Origin of the sequence: Actinotalea fermentans, assembly GCF_007991475.1 — a bacterium.
Classification (GTDB): Bacteria; Actinomycetota; Actinomycetes; order Actinomycetales; family Cellulomonadaceae; genus Actinotalea; species Actinotalea fermentans.
Map to the genome: position 1 here is coordinate 84,648 of NZ_BJYK01000001.1, position 16,234 is coordinate 100,881.

Consider the following 16,234-nt stretch of genomic DNA (forward strand, 5'->3'; position numbering starts at 1 on the left):
TGTCTCGCCGACGGATACGGCAGCGGCCGAGGCCCGCAACGACGAGCGGCCGCCGTCCCCCAGGGGACGACGGCCGCTGGCCGGGATGGGCGTGCCCGCCCGCGCGACCGGGCGGGCACGCCCGCGTCAGGCGACGGTCTCGGTCTCCTGGGCGGACCGCTCGTCAGCCGACGCCGCGCGCCGCCGGCGCACGTCCTGCAGCGACGTCCCGTAGAACGCCGCGGTCATCAGGTCCTTCATGTCGTCGAGCATCGGCATGCGCGGGTTCGCGGGCGCGCACTGGTCCTCGTAGGACCGCATCGCGAGGTCGTCGAGCTTGCCGATGAACGCCTGCTCCGAGACGCCCTGCGCCTGGAACGACGGCGGGATCCCGACGGCGTCGCGCAGCCGCTCGACCGCCGCGGCGTAGGACTCGACGCCCTCCTCCGGGGTGGCGGCGGGCAGGCCCAGGTGCTTGGCGATCTGCTGGAATCGCTCCGGGGCGACGTAGTACTCGTACTTCGGCCAGCTCGTGAGCTTGGTCGGGACCGTGCCGTTGTACCGGATCACGTGGGGCAGCAGCGTCGCGTTCGTGCGGCCGTGCACCAGGTGGAAGGTCGAGCCCACGGTGTGCGCCATCGCGTGCACGATGCCGAGGAACGCGTTGCCGAACGCCATGCCGGCGATGGTCCCGGCGTTGTGCATCTTCTCCCGCGCCGTGACGGCGGCCTCGCCGCCCTTCACCGACTCCTCGAGGTTCTCGAAGATGAGCTTGATGGCGTGCAGCGCCATGCCGTCGGTGAAGTCGTTGGCGTAGACGGACACGTACGCCTCGGTGGCGTGCGTGAGGGCGTCGAAGCCCGAGTCGGCGGCGAGGAAGCCAGGCATCTTGCCGGTCAGCGCCGGGTCGACGATCGCGACGGTCGGCGTGAGCGCGTAGTCCGCGAGCGGGTACTTCACGCCGGTCTTCTCGTCGGTGATGACGGCGAACGGGGTGACCTCCGCGCCGGTGCCCGACGTCGTCGGGATGCAGACGAGCTTCGCGACCTCGCCGAGCGTCGGGAACTTGAAGGCGCGCTTGCGGACGTCGAAGAACTTCTCGCGCATGTCGGCGAAGACGATCTCCGGGTGCTCGTACCGCAGCCACATGACCTTGGCGGCGTCCATCGGCGAACCACCGCCGAGGGCGATGATCGTGTCCGGGCCGAACTCGCGCATGAGCTCCGTGTTGCGGTTCACCGACGCGATGGTCGGCTCGGGCTCGATGTTGTCGATGATCTGCAGCGCCACCTTGCCCGGGCGGCGGTTGAGGACGTCGATGATCCGGTCGACGAAGCCGAGCTTGGTCATCGTGGCGTCGGTGACGATCGTCACGCGGTCCACGCCGTACATGTCCTCGAGGTACCGGATGGCGTTCGGCTCGAAGTAGGTCTTCGCCGGCACCTTGAACCACTGCAGGTTGTTGTTGCGCCGGCCGATCCGCTTGATGTTGATGAGGTTCACCGCCGAGACGTTGTTGGACACCGAGTTCGCGCCGTACGAGCCGCAGCCGAGCGTCAGCGAGGGGATGAAGGAGTTGTAGATGTCGCCGATGCCGCCCTGGGACGACGGCGAGTTCCAGATCACGCGGACGGCCTTGACCCGGCGGCCGAACTCCTCGGCGAGCTGCGCGTCCTCGGTGTGGATCGCGGCGGAGTGGCCGAGGCCGTCGAACTCCACCATCGCCTCGGCCATGAGCAGGCCCTGCTCGCGCGTCTCGGCCCGCAGGACCGCCAGCACGGGGCAGAGCTTCTCGCGGGTCAGCGGCTCGCCCGGGCCGACCTGGGAGACCTCGGCGACCAGGATCGAGGTGTCCTCCGGCACGGTGAAGCCGGCCATCTCGGCGATCCGGACCGGGGACTGACCGACGACGGCGGCGTTGAGCTTGGCGCCGGCGCAGTTCGCGTCCGCGGCGGTGACCCCGAAGATAAGCTGCTCGAGCTTGGCCTTCTCCTCCGCGTTGCAGCGGTAGGCGTGCAGCCGGGCGAACTCGGCCATCGCGGCGTCGTAGATGTCGGCGTCGAGGATCGCGGCCTGCTCGGACGCGCAGACCATGCCGTTGTCGAAGCACTTGCTCATCACGATGTCGTTGATCGCGCGCTTGAGCTTGGCCGACTTCTCGACGTACGCGGGGACGTTGCCCGCGCCGACGCCCAGGGCGGGCTTGCCGCACGAGTAGGCGGCCTTGACCATCGCGTTCCCGCCGGTGGCCAGGATGAGCGAGACGCCCGGGTGGTTCATGAGCTCGTTGGTGGCGTCGATGGACGGCTGCTCGACCCACTGGATGCAGTGCTCGGGAGCGCCGGCGGCGACCGCGGCGTCGCGGACCACCTTGGCGGCCTCGACGGAGCTGGCCTGAGCCGACGGGTGGAACGCGAAGATGATCGGGTTGCGGGTCTTCAGCGCGATGAGCGACTTGAAGATCGCCGTGGAGGTCGGGTTGGTGACCGGGGTGACGCCGCAGATCACGCCCACGGGCTCGGCGATCTCGACGATGCCGTGCAGGTCGTCGCGGCCGACGATGCCGACCGTCTTGAGCTCGGCCATCGAGTGCGTCACGTGCTCGCACGCGAAGATGTTCTTGACGGCCTTGTCCTCGAAGACGCCGCGCCGGGTCTCCTCGACCGCGAGCTTGGCCAGCTCACCGTGCTTGTTCAGGGCGGCGACGGAGGCCTTCTTGACGATGTGGTCGACGTCCTCCTGCGTGAACGACGCGTACGCGGCGAGTGCCTTGGCGGCGCCCGCGACGAGCGTGTCGATCGCGCTCCCGGTGGCCGGTCGCTGGACGGGGACTGCGGCGTCGCCGCCGTTCTTGCGGTTGCTCACGGGGATCCTCCCGGGCCGGTCTGCTCTGTCGGAGTGGATCGCCCTTGACCCGAGATCGACGCTAGGCGACCTGGGATGACTTTCCTTGTGCCCAAAGTCCCGGCGCAGACGGGCGATTTTCACGGTGCTGCCCGGAGGTCATCCCACCACTGGCACTCAGCGAGGGAGAGTGCTAACAATGGAGGCGTAGCCGCCCGGGTCGGAGCCCGGCGCTCAGCCGCCGCTCACGGCCCGGGTCCACGCGACGTCCCGGACGGTCCGGGACGCATCCGGAGGAGGTGGTGAGCGTGGCTACGCGCTTCGACCCGTTCGCCGAGACGGCTCGGTGGATGGACCAGATGATGGGCGCGGTGCGCGAGTCGTCGGCCCTGAACGCGGCGGCGATGCCCGTCGATCTCTACCGTGCCGGCGACCACTACGTGCTGCACGTCGACCTTCCGGGCGCCGACCCGGGCAGCGTGGACGTGAACGTGGAGGACCGCACCCTGACGATCCGCGCCGAGCGGACCGCCCGCACCGAGACCGACCTGCAGTGGCTGGCGCGGGAGCGCCCCACGGGCACCTACGTCCGTCAGCTCACGCTCGGTCGCGGCCTGGCGCTGGACCGCATCACGGCCAGCTACGCCGACGGCGTGCTCACGCTGACCATCCCGGTCGCCGAGGAGGCCAAGCCACGGCGCATCGAGGTGCGGCGCGCGCACGAGGCCACCGCGATCCATGCGGGCGACCAGCCCCGCGCGGAGGTCTCCGGCAGCTGACGCCGGGCGTCGCTCACCGGTCGAGGCAGGCGGCGATGCGCCGTCCTGCCTCGACCACGAGCGGGCGCGGCATCGCGAGGTTCACCCGGACGTGCCCGGCGCCCGCCTCGCCGCACAGGGCGCCGTCGGTCAGCGCGACGCCCGTCGTGCGCCGCAGCCAGGTGCCCAGCGGCTCGGCCCCCGGACCGGCGCCCGTGGGGAGGGCCGCGAGGGCCTCGCGCAGGTCGAGCCAGGCGAGATAGGTCCCCTCGGGCATCCGGTACCCGATGCGCGGGTCGACGGCGAGGCCCTCGGCCAGGGCATGGCGGTTGCCGTCGAGGTAGCTGAGCGTGTCGGCGAGCCACGCGCGACCATGCGTGTAGGCGGCCGTGTTGGCCACCGCGCCGACGGTCGACGCGCCCTCGGTGAGCAGGTCGTCGTGCCGGCGCCACGTCTCGAGGTCGGCGTCGTTGGTGAGCACGACCTGCGCGCACTTCAGGCCGGGGATGTTCCAGGCCTTCGACGCGGACACCCCGGTGACGGTGTGCGCGGCGGTCGCGGGCGAGACCGAGGCGTAGGGGACGTGCCGGCCCGACCCGTGCACCAGTGGGGCGTGGATCTCGTCGGCGAACACCCGGCCGCCGTGCCGTTCGACCACCTCGGCGAGGGCCTCGAGCTCGGCCCGCTCGGCGACGCGGCCCGTCGGGTTCTGGGGGTTGACCAGCACGAAGAGGTGCCCGCCGGCCCGGAACGCGGCGTCGACGGCGTCGAGGTCGAGGGTCGGGCGGCCGACGGCGTCGCGCGCCATCGGGACCTGGATCACCTCGCGGCCCCAGACCGCAGGGGCGGTGACGAACGGCATGTACGCCGGCGTCGGCAGGATGACCGGCGAGCCGGGGCGGGAGAAGAGGTCGATCGCCAGGCGCAGGCCCTCGGTCACGTGACCGACGGGGCGCACCCGCGCAGGGTCGAGGTGCCAGTCGTAGGCGTGCCCGGCCCAGGAGGCGAAGGCCTCGCCGAGCGCGGCGCGCACGGCCGGGGGCAGGTAGCCGAGCAGGCCGCGGCCGACGGCGTCGTGCACCGCCTCGAGGACCACGGGGGCGACGCCGAGGTCAGACTCGGCCACCCAGGCGGCGATGTCCGCCGGCATCCCGGTCCACTTGAGGCTGCCGCGTGCGCGCAGGGCGTCGGGGTCGAGGAGGTCACGAGGGTCGCTCATGGGCGCACCGTATCGGTCGCGCACGGAGCGGTCGGAGCCCTGGGTCCCAGGGACACCGGAGGCGCCCCCGGCCGGGTGGCCGAAGGCGCCTCGGACGGCCGTCGTGGCCCTCGGGTGGCCGGTGTGCCGGGTCAGTGCACCTCGCCGCGCCAGGCGCCGGTCTCGGTGCCGCGGGACTCGATGAACTCCTTGAAGCGACCCAGGTCCCGCTTGACCTGCATGTCGTCCGCGCCGACGAGCGCACCCGCCTTCTCGGTGAGGGACTCGGTCTCCCAGTCGATCTGCACCATGACGCGCGTGGTGTCGGGGGAGAGGCGGTGGAACGTCACGACGCCCCCGTGGGTCTTGCCGTCGACGCTGCGCCAAGCGACGCGCTCCTCGGGGATCTGCTCGGTGATCGCGGCGTCGAACTCCCGCTCCACGCCGCCGACGGTGGTGCGCCAGTGGGTCATCTCGTCGGTGAGCTGGTGGACCTCCTCGACGCCGCTCATGAACTCGGGGAAGGTCTCGAACTGCGTCCACTGGTTGTAGGCCGTGGCCACCGGGACGTTGACGTCGATGGACTGCTCGACGGTCGGCATGTCAGCCACCTCCGCGTGAGAGATTGACGATCGGTCGCTGTCCACGCTAGGTGTGGGGAGGCGGACCCGCCCGTCGAGCGGGGTCGCCGGTGGGCGTTGTCCCCGGCTCGGCCGGGGTTACTCCGCACGGGTGAGCGGGTTGTGCCAAACGGGTGATCTTTCGCCACGCCGGGGTTCGATCCTTGGTCAATGTCCGGTTTTGTGGCACCCTGTCCATGTCAGCGAAAAGGGCAAACCCACCGCGAGGTGGGGACGCAAAGCCACGGGACCCTCGAGGTCGGCCGGGCGAACCGAACGACAAAGGAGAGCGCACATGTCGCCTCAGACCCCAGCCAAGGCGAACCGCACCGAGACGCCTGGCGCACTGCTCACCCCCTCCGAGGTGGCGAGCATGTTCCGTGTGGACCCCAAGACCGTGACCCGCTGGGCCAAGGCCGGCAAGCTCTCGGCCATCCGCACGCTCGGCGGTCACCGTCGCTACAGCGAGGCGGAGGTCCGGAGCCTGCTCACCGGCATCCCCGCCCCGCGCGACACGGACTTCTGATCGGGACCGACGTCTGATCCCCCTTCCGCGCACGCGGTAACAGCGGCCGCACGCGCGGACCTGCACCTCCACGAGCCCCCCTGGTGACCCCCGGGGGGCTCGTGCGTTGTCCGGGCGGCGGGCGCGAGCGAGCCGGCTTTCCGCACGGTGACCCACCGCCGCATCGGGAAGGGCGAGGGGTTGACTCTGTGCGAATCTGTGCGAAAGTGGCGCCGTACCCCGTTAGTCACGGTCGATTATGTGCGAATCGCGCGCTGTCGGGCCGCGTACGGGGTACCGGGGCGGGCGACGACGCCCCCTCGCAGGCCTGAGTCGAAGGGGACCCATGACGCCACGACCACGCTCCGCGCGCCTGACGGCGCCGATGCGACGCCTCGCCCCCGCCCTCACGGTGCTCCTGACCCTCGGAGCGCTCGTGCCGGCCGCAGCGGCGGTCGCCCAACCGCCGGGCGGTGCGGCGAGCTGGCCCGTCAACGGCCCGGGACAGATCCGTGCCCGGCTCGTCCTCGAGGAGGGTGACCTCTCGCTCGAGGTCCGCCGCCGCAGCTCGGAGGTGATGACCGTCGAACAGCTCGGCCTCGTGACGGACCGCGCCGACCTCAGCACCGGCCTGCGCGTCGAGGGGCGGACGACCCGCCCGGTCGACGAGACCTACTCCATGATCGCCGGGAAGGCCCAGGAGCGGCGGTACCGCGCGACGGAGTCGGTCTTCGACCTGTCGACGGAGGACGGCGCGCAGCTCGAGCTGCGCGTCCGCGTGTCCGCCGACGGCGTGGCCTACCGGTACGTGCTGCCCGAGGACGCCCGGCACGTCGTGCGCCAGGAGACCGGGCGCTGGGTGTTCGCGGCGGACGGGACCGCCTGGAACCAGACCGGGTACCAGCCGAACTACGAGGCTGACTGGACGGAGCGGAGCATCGCCGGGAACGTCGCCGGTGACCTCGCGTTCCCGGCCCTCTTCCAGACGGGCGACACCTACACCCTGCTGACCGAGGCGGCCGTCGACGGTCGGTACGCCGGTTCGCACCTGGTCCACGAGGCGGGCTCGCTCGCCTACGGCCTCGGGCTCTACGGCGGTGAGCCGGTCACGCACGACGGCCCGCTCGAGACCCCGTGGCGCGTCGCCGTCGTCGGCGGGCTGGACACGGTCGTCGAGTCGACGCTCGTCGACGACCTCGCCGACCCGAGCCGCCTGGCCGACACGAGCTGGATCGAGCCGGGGGTGTCGAGCTGGAGCTGGATGACCGACTGGGGCAGCCCGCGCGACGAAGCCCGGCAGCGCGACTTCGTGGACCTGTCGGCACGCAACGGGTGGGAGTACGTCCTGCTCGACGAGGGGTGGAGCGCCGACTGGGTGCCGAGGGTCACCCGCTACGCGAACGCGCGCGGCGTCGACACGATCGTCTGGTTCCACAGCCGCGACCTGTGGACGCAGGAGCAGCGCGACCACTGGCTGCCGCTCGTCAAGGAGTGGGGGGTCGCCGGGATCAAGGTCGACTTCATGGACTCCGACAGCCAGGCGACGCACCAGTGGTACGACGACGTCCTGGCCGACACGGCGCGCCACGAGCTGATGATCAACTTCCACGGCTCGACGCTCCCGCACGGGCTGCAGCGCACGTGGCCGCACATCATGAGCTACGAGGCCGTCCGCGGCGCCGAGAACGGCATCTCGTCCGCGCGCTCCCTCACCGTTCCGTTCGCGCGCGGCGTCGTCGGCTCGATGGACTGGACGCCGGTGACGTTCTCCCGCGGGAACGGGAACTCGTCTAAGGCGCACGAGCTCGCGATGAGCGTCGTCTACGAGTCGGCCTGGCAGCACATGTCCGACAAGCCGGAGAGCTACGCGGCGGAGCCGATCGCCGAGGAGTTCCTGCAGAACCTGCCGACCGTCTGGGACGAGACCCAGCTGGTCTCGGGCGAGCCCGGCGAGCACGTCGTGCTGGCGCGCAGGTCGGGTGACACCTGGTTCGTCGGGGCGATGCGCGCCGGTGCGCCGGCGTCGCTCGAGATCCCGTTGGCCGTGCTGGCCGACGGGCCGTGGATCGTGCACACGATCAGCGACGCCGGCGGCGACGGGTCCGTGCTCGCGGGTGACGTGGCGACCCTGACGTCCCGTGACGTGGTCCGCGTCACGACGGCGAGCAACGGGGGAGCGGTGGTCGTCGCCTGCCCGGCGACCCCGGGCCGGACCTCGTGCTGGACGCCCGTGGAGCCCACGGCGACGCTGGACGTGACGGTCACGCCGACGGCGGCGGAGCTCGAGGTGGGCGACGTCGTCGAGGTCAGCGCCCGGGCGGTCGTCACCTCCGGGAGCGGCACGGACGTGGTCTTCGGGCCGCGCGTGCCGGCCGGGTGGACGCTCGACGGCGCGCCCGTCACCCGCGACGCCATCGCCACGGGCGACGTGCTCGAGGGCGCGTGGCGGCTGACGGTCGGCCCGGAGGCCGTGCGCGGTGACGTCGAGGTCGCCGTCGGGGCGGCGTTCACGTCCGGCGGGCGCGACGTCTTCGCCGCGGAGGGGATCGACGTCTTCGTGGCGCCCGACGCGCCGACCGGGGCAGCCTGGCTGTCGGACCTGCCGTGGCTCGAGGACGCGTCGGGGTGGGCCAGCAACAGGCGTGACGCGGCGAACGCCGGCACGCCCCTGACCATCCGCGGCACCGTCTTCGACAAGGGCATCGGCACCCACGCCCCGAGCACCGTGACGGTGTGGACGGGCGAGCAGTGCTCCGTATTCCGTGCCGTGGTGGGCACCGACGACGGCGTCGAGAAGCCGCAGGAGAGCTCAGCGGCCTTCCGTGTGCTCGGCGACGGGCGGATCCTCGCCGAGTCACCCGTCCTGCGCGCGACCTCCGACCCGTACGAGATGGTGGTGGACGTCCGCGGGGTGGACCGGCTCACGCTCCAGACGACCGACGGCGGGGACGGCAAGAACAACGACCACACCGACTGGGGCGACGCCCGCGTGTGGTGCGGTGACGCCGAGGGACCGCAACCCCCGGAGGAGCCCGCCGGACCGACCGGCACGCCGTACGTCAGCGACCTCGAGTGGACCGGCGAGTCGAACGGCTACGGCCCGATCGAGCGGGACATGTCCAACGGGGAGGCGGCGCGGGGCGACGGTCGTCCGCTGACCATCGCGGGCGCCGTCTACGCGAAGGGCATCGGCATGCACGCCACGGGCCAGCTGACCGTGTGGCTCGGGCGTTCGTGCACGGTGTTCGAGGCCGTCGTCGGGATCGACGACGAGGTCTCCCAGAGCGGGTCCGTGCGGTTCGAGGTCTGGGGCGACGGCGCCCTCCTGGCTCAGACGGGCGTCGTCACCAGTGCCGACGGCGGCGTGCCGATGGCGGTCGACGTGTCCGACGTGCGGCGGCTCACGCTTCGGGCGCACGAGGCCACGAACGGCAAGAACTTCGACCACGCCGACTGGGCGGACGCCCGGCTCGTCTGCGCGGACGGCTGATCCGCTGGTCGCGGTCGCGCCCCGGTCACACCGCCGGCCGGGGCGCGGCCGCGACCTGCCCGCCCAGCGGCAGCGTGGTCGCGACGAGCACCTCGTCCACGGCCGCCTCGAGCGACTCCAACGCCGCTGCCGGCAGGCCGTCGTCCGTGACGAGGACGTCCACGTCCTCCAGCGCCGCGAACGTGCCCATCCCGACGAGTCCCCACTTCGAGTGGTCCGCCACCACGGCCACGCGCTGTGCCGACGCCACGAGGCTCCGGTTCATGTCGGCCTCGAGCAGGTTGGGCGAGGTGAACCCCCGGTGGGCGTCCATGCCGTGGGTGCCGAGGAAGACGACGTCGAGGTTGATGTGCCGCAGGCTGCCGACGGCGACCGGCCCGACGAGCGCGTCCGACGGTGTGCGGACGCCCCCGGTCAGCACCACCGTGCGCTCTCCCGGTTGTCCGTCGAACACCTCCGCGACCCGCACGGAGTTGGTCACGACGGTGATGCCGTCGACGCCGAGCAGGCGGTGCGCGAGCGTCCACGTCGTCGTGCCCGCCGAGAGCCCGATCGCCGAGCCCGGGCGCACCAGCGTGGCCGCCAGGGCGGCGATCGCCTCCTTCTCCGCCAGGTCCCGGACCAGCTTGGACTCGAAGCCAGGCTCGTCGGTCGTCGAACGGCCGGGGAGCGTGGCGCCCCCGTGCACCTTCTGGACGGTGCCCTCCTGGGCGAGGTGGTCGAGGTCGCGGCGGATCGTCATCGCCGACACGTCGAGCTCGCGCACGAGATCGGTGACGCGGACGCTGCCGTGGGCGCGGACCATGTCACGGATCAGCGCCTGGCGCTGGCTGGCGAGCACCGCCGCTCCTCTCCGCCTCGCACGGCACGATGCCGCACCAGCGTAGGTGCGCGACGGCTCAGATGTGGTGCGCCCCGGCCCGGGCGGGGTGGGGCGCCCAAGGGCCGGTGCCGGTCACCCGGCGGTGGCGGTCGCGTAGTCCGGGAGGAACACCGGGATGTCCCCCCAGGCGGACTCGGTGCTCGATCCGTTGCTCAGCTCGACGCCGATCCGCGCGCGGTACGTCGCGGCGGGGAGGGCGCCCGTGCCGTCCGGGCAGGCCGCGAACTGGGTGCTGAGCTCGATCCGGCCCTCGCTCCCGCTGCCGCCACCCTCCGAGCCCGATGTCATCGTCACCGGGACGGACGCCGGGGGCGGCGTGGTGGGGACGGCGACGACGACGTCCTGCTCCGAGACGAGCCACAGCCCGACGACGGTCGCCGCCACCGATTGCCCGCTCCAGTCCTCGCCGGTGATGGCCGACCAGCCGAGGTCCAGCGGCACCATGACGTCGCCGTCGATACCCCCGCCGTAGTCGCCGACCCAGAGGTCGGGGGAGGTCTCAGCAGGCGCCGGGACGACCGTTCCGCAGGCCTCGAGCCCGGGGATGGCGGGCGCCTCGGGCTCCTGCGTCACCGAGGGGGCCGCGGTGGGCGTCGGCGTCGGTGTGGTGCTCGGCGTCGGCGTCTGCGTCGCCGGGGAGGAGGGCGAGGCGACGACCGGATCGGCGCCGTCGTCGCCGCCGGCAAGCGCCACGGCGGCGGCCACGCCACCGACGACGAGAAGGACCGCGGCCGCGAGGACCGCGACGCCCCATGGGCGCCGGTACCAGCGGACGGCAGGTGGTGCACTGGTCCTGTCCGGGCCGTGCGCCTGGTGCTGCGGGTGATCGATGCTGTCGCGCGCGTCCATCTGTGCCCCCGTTGCTGCTCGATCGGCCGCCCGGCTCGGGTCGCCGACGGGGCCGACCGTGACGTCGGGGCGCTCATGACCGGTCTACTCTCCTGAGCCCTGTGCGCGCGGCCGATCGGTGCGCGGATCGCCTCGCTCGCTTCGCGCGTGACCGGGTCGATCGGGCGTTGAAGACGCACGTGGGCCCGTCCTCGAGAGGACGGGGCCCACGTGTGGTGGCGGCTGGTTCCGGAAAGGTGGGTGACCTGGAGCGATGTGCGCGTGGGCGTGATCGCTCCACCGGCTAAGGGCGGGACGCTCCACAGCCGCAGGTCAGAGGCCCGTGGTTCAGGAGGGTGTGGGCCAGTCGGCGTCGGTGGGTACGCCGTAGTCGGGGTTGGCGAGGTTGGTCCAGTCGCCGAAGGCGGGGCGGTCGAGCCAGAAGCCGTCGACCGGGGCGTCGGTGATGGTGGCCTTGTGCAGGAGGCCGTCGCGTTCGTCGAACTGCACGCTGCCGGTCCGGTCGGGCCGGAACTCCTCTCTGATGACCCGTGTGGCCTGAGTGAGGTCGTAGCGAGTGTCCTGGTCGGGGTAGACGTACGTCCAGCAGATCCACCGCCACAGTCGCCCGTCGATGACGTCGTAGTCGGTCGTGCGCCAGTTCGACCCGCCGGGCGTGAAGAACCTCACCCGAATCCGCCCCGAGGCACCCCCGCCGATCACCCACCGCGGGATCGGGTTGCCGTCGGCGTCCCGGCTCACCGCATCGACGACCTCAATGCCGTCCTCGCCGTGGTACGCCTCCTGCGCCTCGGCCTCGGTCAGCCACCGGTGCCGCATCACCGGCCGACGCGTGAAGTCGTTCCACTGCGTGGTGTACAGCACGTCCTCGGTCACCCTGCCTCCTCTAGCCGGTCAGATTGTAGGAGTGGCCCGTGACGTCACGGATCCTCACGAGGTTCTCGGTGGCGTAGTCCAGCACCGCCTGCGGTATGCCGTTGGGCTGGACCGGGACCTCGAGCACGCGCCCCCCGGTCATCGGTCTACCGATGACGTCGTCGACGTGTCCCAGCTGGGCCTGGTTGGCGGGTGTGTCTGCGACGACCAGGTTCGCTCGCCCTGGGTTGTACTTGTCCAGGATCTCGTCGATGTAGGTACGGGCGGTGGCTTCGGTGACTGCGGAGAGGTCGGTGAGCTTGCGGGAGACGATCTCCTCGCCGGGGTTCATGGAGTCGAGGCGGAACCTGCCGACCAGGTTGCCTTGGTTGTCGAGCTGGTCGATCCAGACCTGGTTGGCGGTGTAGCGGTGCTGCTGGGTCCAGTCGAACTGGGAGCCGGCGAACATGCGCCGCATCCAGTCCGGGGTCCCGGCGCGGTCCATGAGCCGCTGGTACATCTCGATCTTGGACTGGGCCAGGGCTGACAGGCCGGACCGTGTTGGCAGCTCATCGACGATGTCGACGCCTCGGCGCAGGGTGTTCAGGCCGCGGGTGACCGCGCCCGCCCCGGCGACCGCGGTCAGGGCCAGGTCGGGGAACAGGGCTCCCCACCACCGGCCGGGGTTGTCGTGCAGGGTCTGGGTGTCCAGCAGGATCGGGACCGCCTGGTCGGGGTTGTCCAGCAGGTAGGCGCCGGTGTCCCACGCGCCCCGGCCGATCTCGAGGGCGTCGTCGACCACGCCGCCCGGGTCGACGGCCAGGCGGACCATGTTGAACTTCCAGACCAGGCCGGCCAGACCGGCGACCCAACCCCCGATACCACGCAGGAACTCATCCAGGTGAACCGCCCGTCGGGCAGCCCGTCGGAGAACTGGTCCATCACCCGGGCCGCCGCCTGGGCCGACAGGCGCACCTCCTCGCGGGCAGCGGCCAGGATCTGCTGGGCGGCCTCGGCCAAGTCTGCGCCGCGGCCATCGCCCACGATGCTCGGGGTCGGCGGCGGCCACCCACCCCGGCTCGACGGCATGGCCGGGCCCCGGATCTCCACCGCCCCGAGCGCCTTGGCCTGCTCCCACAGGCGCACCGCGACCGACGCCCGCTCCCGCGCCCACCGGATCGTGTCCACGTGCCCGGCCAGGACCGTGGCCACGACGCGGTACAGGTCGCTGTTGACCGTCAGCGCGTCGACCAGGGCGGCCCGGTGCTCGTTCGCGGCGACCGCCGTCTCGCCCTCCCACGACGACACATACCCGCGAGCGAGGTCCTCGGCCGCCAGCGCGAGATCCTCCGCTCGCGCGGTCAGGTCGTCGATGTCCGCCCGCAGACCCGACAACGACCCCGGAACCAGCACCACCGGGTCAGAGGTGTACCCCAGCTCGGGGTAGCCGCCCACGCGCGCCATCAGTACGGCATCGCCTGGAAACCGTCGGCCACGCTCGCCTCGAGCTCCTCGAACGCGAACGCCGCCCCACGCATCTGCACGCCCAGGTCCCCGGCATCCTCACCCAGACCCCTGGACAGGTAGGTGAACCGCCCGGCGAACCGGCCCGCCGCCGCGCTCAGGTCGCGGTCGCCGTACCCATCGTGCGCCAGCAGCACCCCGCGGTTGGCCGAGGCCACCACGTCGTCACCAACTCGCACGAAGGTCGACCCCCGAGCCCGAAGCTCGTCCGTGTCGACGCCAAGCCCAGCCGCATCCGCCATCGATCCGCCCCCACAGACCACACAGCCGTCGCCGCGAGGCTAGCGCCGGGATGGAGGACGGAAGGTGCGGACCAACCAGATTCACCCGGCGGGTGTGGCTGGGCAGCAGAAGCCGGCAGCGCCAGCGCCGACGAAGCGAAGGAGCCCCGGACCTGGTGGTCCGGGGCTCCTTCGTCGTCCTGCTGGCTGACTTTCCGGAAGTCATCGACGTGACTTTCCGGAACCAGCCGTGGTGCCCGAGACAGGACTCGAACCTGCGACCTTCTGCTCCGGAGGCAGACGCTCTATCCGCTGAGCTACTCGGGCGGGACGGTCCGCAACCTTACCAGGACGGGCGGGGCGGCGGTCGCCGGTGGACAGCCGCCGTGCGGACCTCGGTCAGGCGGGTACCGGGTCGTCGCCGATGAACAGCGACAGGTAGTCGTCGATCTCCGTCATGGCCCGCGTCGTGTCCCCGGTCTCGATGGCGTCCAGGAGCGCGGTGTGGGCGACGTCGTGCTCCTCGGCCGGGTGCTCGAAGTTGAACCGGATGTTCGCGACGACGGCGTCGAGCAGGGTCTCGTAGATCGCCAGCAGGACCGGATTCCCGGCTGCCTCGGCGATGCCGCGGTGGAAGGCCAGGTCGGCCACCGTCGCGGCGTCGAGATCGCCGGCCGCGTAGGCGGCAGCCCGCTGGTCGTGCAGCTCCGTCAGGGTGGCGAGCTGCTCGTCCGACCGGCGCTGGGCCGCCAGACGCGCGGCCTCGACCTCGAGGCAGCGGCGCACCTCGAGCACGTCGCGCTGGTGGGCGCCGGCGATCTGCCGGCCCATGGCGGTGCCGAGCTCGGAGTCCGAGATCACGTAGGTGCCGGAGCCCTGGCGACGCTCGAGCATGCCGGCGTGGACGAGCGACTGGACGGCCTCGCGGACGGTGTTCCGGCCGACTCCGATGAGCTCGGTGAGCTCGGGCTCCGGCGGGATGCGCGTGCCGACGGGCCACGCGCCCGACGTGATCTGCTTCCGCAAGCGCCCCACCGCCTGGTCGATGAGGTTCGTGCGCCGAGTCATCCCACCTCCCGGGGGTCAGTGAGAGGAAGTCAACACCCGTCGGGGCATCCCGCGCACCCCGCCGCACCGTGGGCGCCCGCTTCCCCCGGGCTGTGGGCGCGTGGGCGCCGGGGCAAAGGTGGGAGGATCTCCGGCGATGTCCCTCGTCCCGGTCGATCCACCCGCGCCATGGCGCGGGCGCCTCGTCGTCCTCGCCGGCCTCGTGCTGGTCTCCTTGAACCTGCGGGTGGCTGTGGCCGCGGTGTCGCCGATCCTCGACCTGGTGCGCCGGGACGTCCCCTTGAGCACCGCCGACGCCGGGCTGCTGGGCGCCGCGCCCGTGCTCGCCTTCGCCGTGTTCGGGGCGCTCGCGCCTGCGGTCGGCCGCCGGTGGGGCCTCGAGCCCGCCCTGGTCGCCGCGATGGCGTTGTCCGCCCTGGGCGAGGTCGCCCGGGCCGCGGCCACCTCGCCCGCCGGGTTCCTCGTCTTCTCCTTCGTCGCGCTCGCGGGGATGGGCATGGGCAACGTCCTGGTGCCACCGCTGGTCAAGCGCTACTTCCCGGACCGGATCGGGGCGGTGACGGCGGCCTACGCCGTCGGCATGGCGGTCAGCGCCGCGCTCCCGCCGCTGGTCGCCGTGCCCGCGGCGCAGGCCGTCGGGTGGCGGCAGGCGGTCGGGGCGTGGTCGGTGGTAGGCGTGCTCGCGGTCGTGCCCTGGCTGGTCGTCGTGGCCCGGTCCGCGGCGGCGCGCAGCCGCCTGCGTCCGGTGCTCGAGCACGTGGCGACCGGTCCGCACCGGCGCGGGCACGTCTGGCGGGCCCCGCTGGCCTGGGCGATGGCGGTCACCTTCGCGATGAACACGGCGAACGTGTACATCGTGTTCGCCTGGCTCCCCGACCTGCTCGGCGACGTCGGGGTCGGGGAGGTCGCCGCGGGCCGATGGCTCGCCCTCTTCAGCGCCCTCGGGCTCGTCTCCGCCCTCCTCGTCCCGCTCGTGGCCGTGCGCGTGGCGAACCCGTGGTGGCTCATGGTGGCGTTCGCGGCGCTCTACGTCGTGGCGTACGTCGGGCTCCTCGTGAGCCCGACGGCGCCCCTGTGGCTCTGGGTGACGCTGCTGGGCACCGCGCCCGGCTCGTTCCCGCTGGTCCTCACGCTCGTCGGCCTGCGCACGCGCACGGCCGACGGCGCCGCGGCGCTCTCCGGCTTCGTGCAGGGCCTCGGCTACGCGCTCGCCGCGGCCGGGCCGGTCGCCGCCGGTCTGCTCCGGGAGGCGACAGGGGACTGGACTGCCACGATCGCGATGCTGCTGGGCATGGTGGGCGTGCTGGCCGTCGCCGGGGTCCTCGCGTGCCGCCCGGTGATGCTCGAGGACACCTGGGGCGGGCCTGGCGGACGCGCGGTCGCGGCCGCACCGGCGAGCTCACGTACCGGGCGGACGGCGTCGGCTCGCTAGGCTTTGCC

The 16,234-nt window shown here is 72.3% G+C and carries 13 protein-coding genes, 1 tRNA gene, 1 pseudogene and 1 riboswitch; of the genes and pseudogenes, 4 read left to right on the forward strand and 11 right to left on the reverse strand.

Annotated features, from left to right (window positions below; translation table 11 throughout):
• Positions 1-126: 126 nt before the first annotated feature.
• Entirely contained in the window at positions 127-2,844 is a 2,718-nt protein-coding gene (gene adhE, locus AFE02nite_RS00390; protein ID WP_052113424.1) for a bifunctional acetaldehyde-CoA/alcohol dehydrogenase, read from the reverse strand.
• Positions 2,845-3,131: 287 nt separating this feature from the next.
• Here adhE and AFE02nite_RS00395 point away from each other — a divergent pair, with 287 nt between their 5' ends.
• Positions 3,132-3,602: an Hsp20/alpha crystallin family protein gene (locus AFE02nite_RS00395; RefSeq protein WP_034243743.1), complete on the forward strand. Its 471-nt coding sequence runs from the start codon at positions 3,132-3,134 to the stop codon at positions 3,600-3,602.
• A gap of 13 nt (positions 3,603-3,615) precedes the next feature.
• Here the strand turns inward: AFE02nite_RS00395 and AFE02nite_RS00400 are convergent, their stop codons facing one another.
• On the reverse strand, positions 3,616-4,800 hold the full coding sequence (locus AFE02nite_RS00400) for a MalY/PatB family protein (protein WP_034243725.1): 1,185 nt from the start codon (positions 4,798-4,800) through the stop codon (positions 3,616-3,618).
• 131 nt (positions 4,801-4,931) lie between these two features.
• Complete coding sequence (locus AFE02nite_RS00405) at positions 4,932-5,381, reverse strand: SRPBCC family protein (protein ID WP_034243724.1); 450 nt, start codon at positions 5,379-5,381, stop codon at positions 4,932-4,934.
• 219 nt (positions 5,382-5,600) lie between these two features.
• A riboswitch (cyclic di-GMP riboswitch) is annotated at positions 5,601-5,675 on the forward strand.
• Between the two features lie 19 nt (positions 5,676-5,694).
• Here AFE02nite_RS00405 and AFE02nite_RS00410 point away from each other — a divergent pair.
• On the forward strand, positions 5,695-5,925 hold the full coding sequence (locus tag AFE02nite_RS00410; RefSeq protein WP_052113423.1) for a BldC family transcriptional regulator: 231 nt from the start codon (positions 5,695-5,697) through the stop codon (positions 5,923-5,925).
• Positions 5,926-6,250: 325 nt separating this feature from the next.
• Complete coding sequence (locus tag AFE02nite_RS00415; protein ID WP_186814432.1) at positions 6,251-9,394, forward strand: NPCBM/NEW2 domain-containing protein; 3,144 nt, start codon at positions 6,251-6,253, stop codon at positions 9,392-9,394.
• 25 nt (positions 9,395-9,419) lie between these two features.
• On the opposite strand, the gene AFE02nite_RS00420 is transcribed toward AFE02nite_RS00415, so the two are convergent.
• From AFE02nite_RS00420 to AFE02nite_RS00450, 8 genes and pseudogenes are all read right to left on the reverse strand, one after another.
• Entirely contained in the window at positions 9,420-10,235 is an 816-nt protein-coding gene (locus tag AFE02nite_RS00420; RefSeq protein WP_034243722.1) for a DeoR/GlpR family DNA-binding transcription regulator, read from the reverse strand.
• 114 nt (positions 10,236-10,349) lie between these two features.
• Entirely contained in the window at positions 10,350-11,126 is a 777-nt protein-coding gene (locus tag AFE02nite_RS00425) for a hypothetical protein (RefSeq protein WP_034243720.1), read from the reverse strand.
• Between the two features lie 327 nt (positions 11,127-11,453).
• The gene (locus AFE02nite_RS00430) at positions 11,454-12,002 is read right to left on the reverse strand and encodes a hypothetical protein (RefSeq protein WP_034243719.1); all 549 of its coding nucleotides are present in this window, start codon (positions 12,000-12,002) and stop codon (positions 11,454-11,456) included.
• 10 nt (positions 12,003-12,012) lie between these two features.
• Positions 12,013-12,813, reverse strand: coding sequence for a hypothetical protein (locus AFE02nite_RS00435; protein WP_034243717.1), 801 nt, complete (start codon positions 12,811-12,813; stop codon positions 12,013-12,015).
• Between the two features lie 113 nt (positions 12,814-12,926).
• Positions 12,927-13,445: pseudogene (locus AFE02nite_RS17980) on the reverse strand (putative T7SS-secreted protein); the annotation flags it as partial.
• The gene (locus AFE02nite_RS00440; protein WP_146818916.1) at positions 13,445-13,684 is read right to left on the reverse strand and encodes a hypothetical protein; all 240 of its coding nucleotides are present in this window, start codon (positions 13,682-13,684) and stop codon (positions 13,445-13,447) included. The gene AFE02nite_RS00440 and the pseudogene AFE02nite_RS17980, both read right to left, overlap by 1 nt.
• Before the next feature lie 293 nt (positions 13,685-13,977).
• Positions 13,978-14,053 (reverse strand) — tRNA-Arg (locus AFE02nite_RS00445).
• 72 nt (positions 14,054-14,125) lie between these two features.
• Complete coding sequence (locus AFE02nite_RS00450) at positions 14,126-14,794, reverse strand: FadR/GntR family transcriptional regulator (RefSeq protein ID WP_034243712.1); 669 nt, start codon at positions 14,792-14,794, stop codon at positions 14,126-14,128.
• A 136-nt stretch (positions 14,795-14,930) separates the two neighbouring features.
• Here AFE02nite_RS00450 and AFE02nite_RS00455 point away from each other — a divergent pair, with 136 nt between their 5' ends.
• A complete protein-coding gene (locus AFE02nite_RS00455) occupies positions 14,931-16,226 on the forward strand; it encodes an MFS transporter (RefSeq protein ID WP_034243710.1) in 1,296 nt (431 codons plus the stop codon).
• The last annotated feature ends 8 nt before the right edge of the window (positions 16,227-16,234 follow it).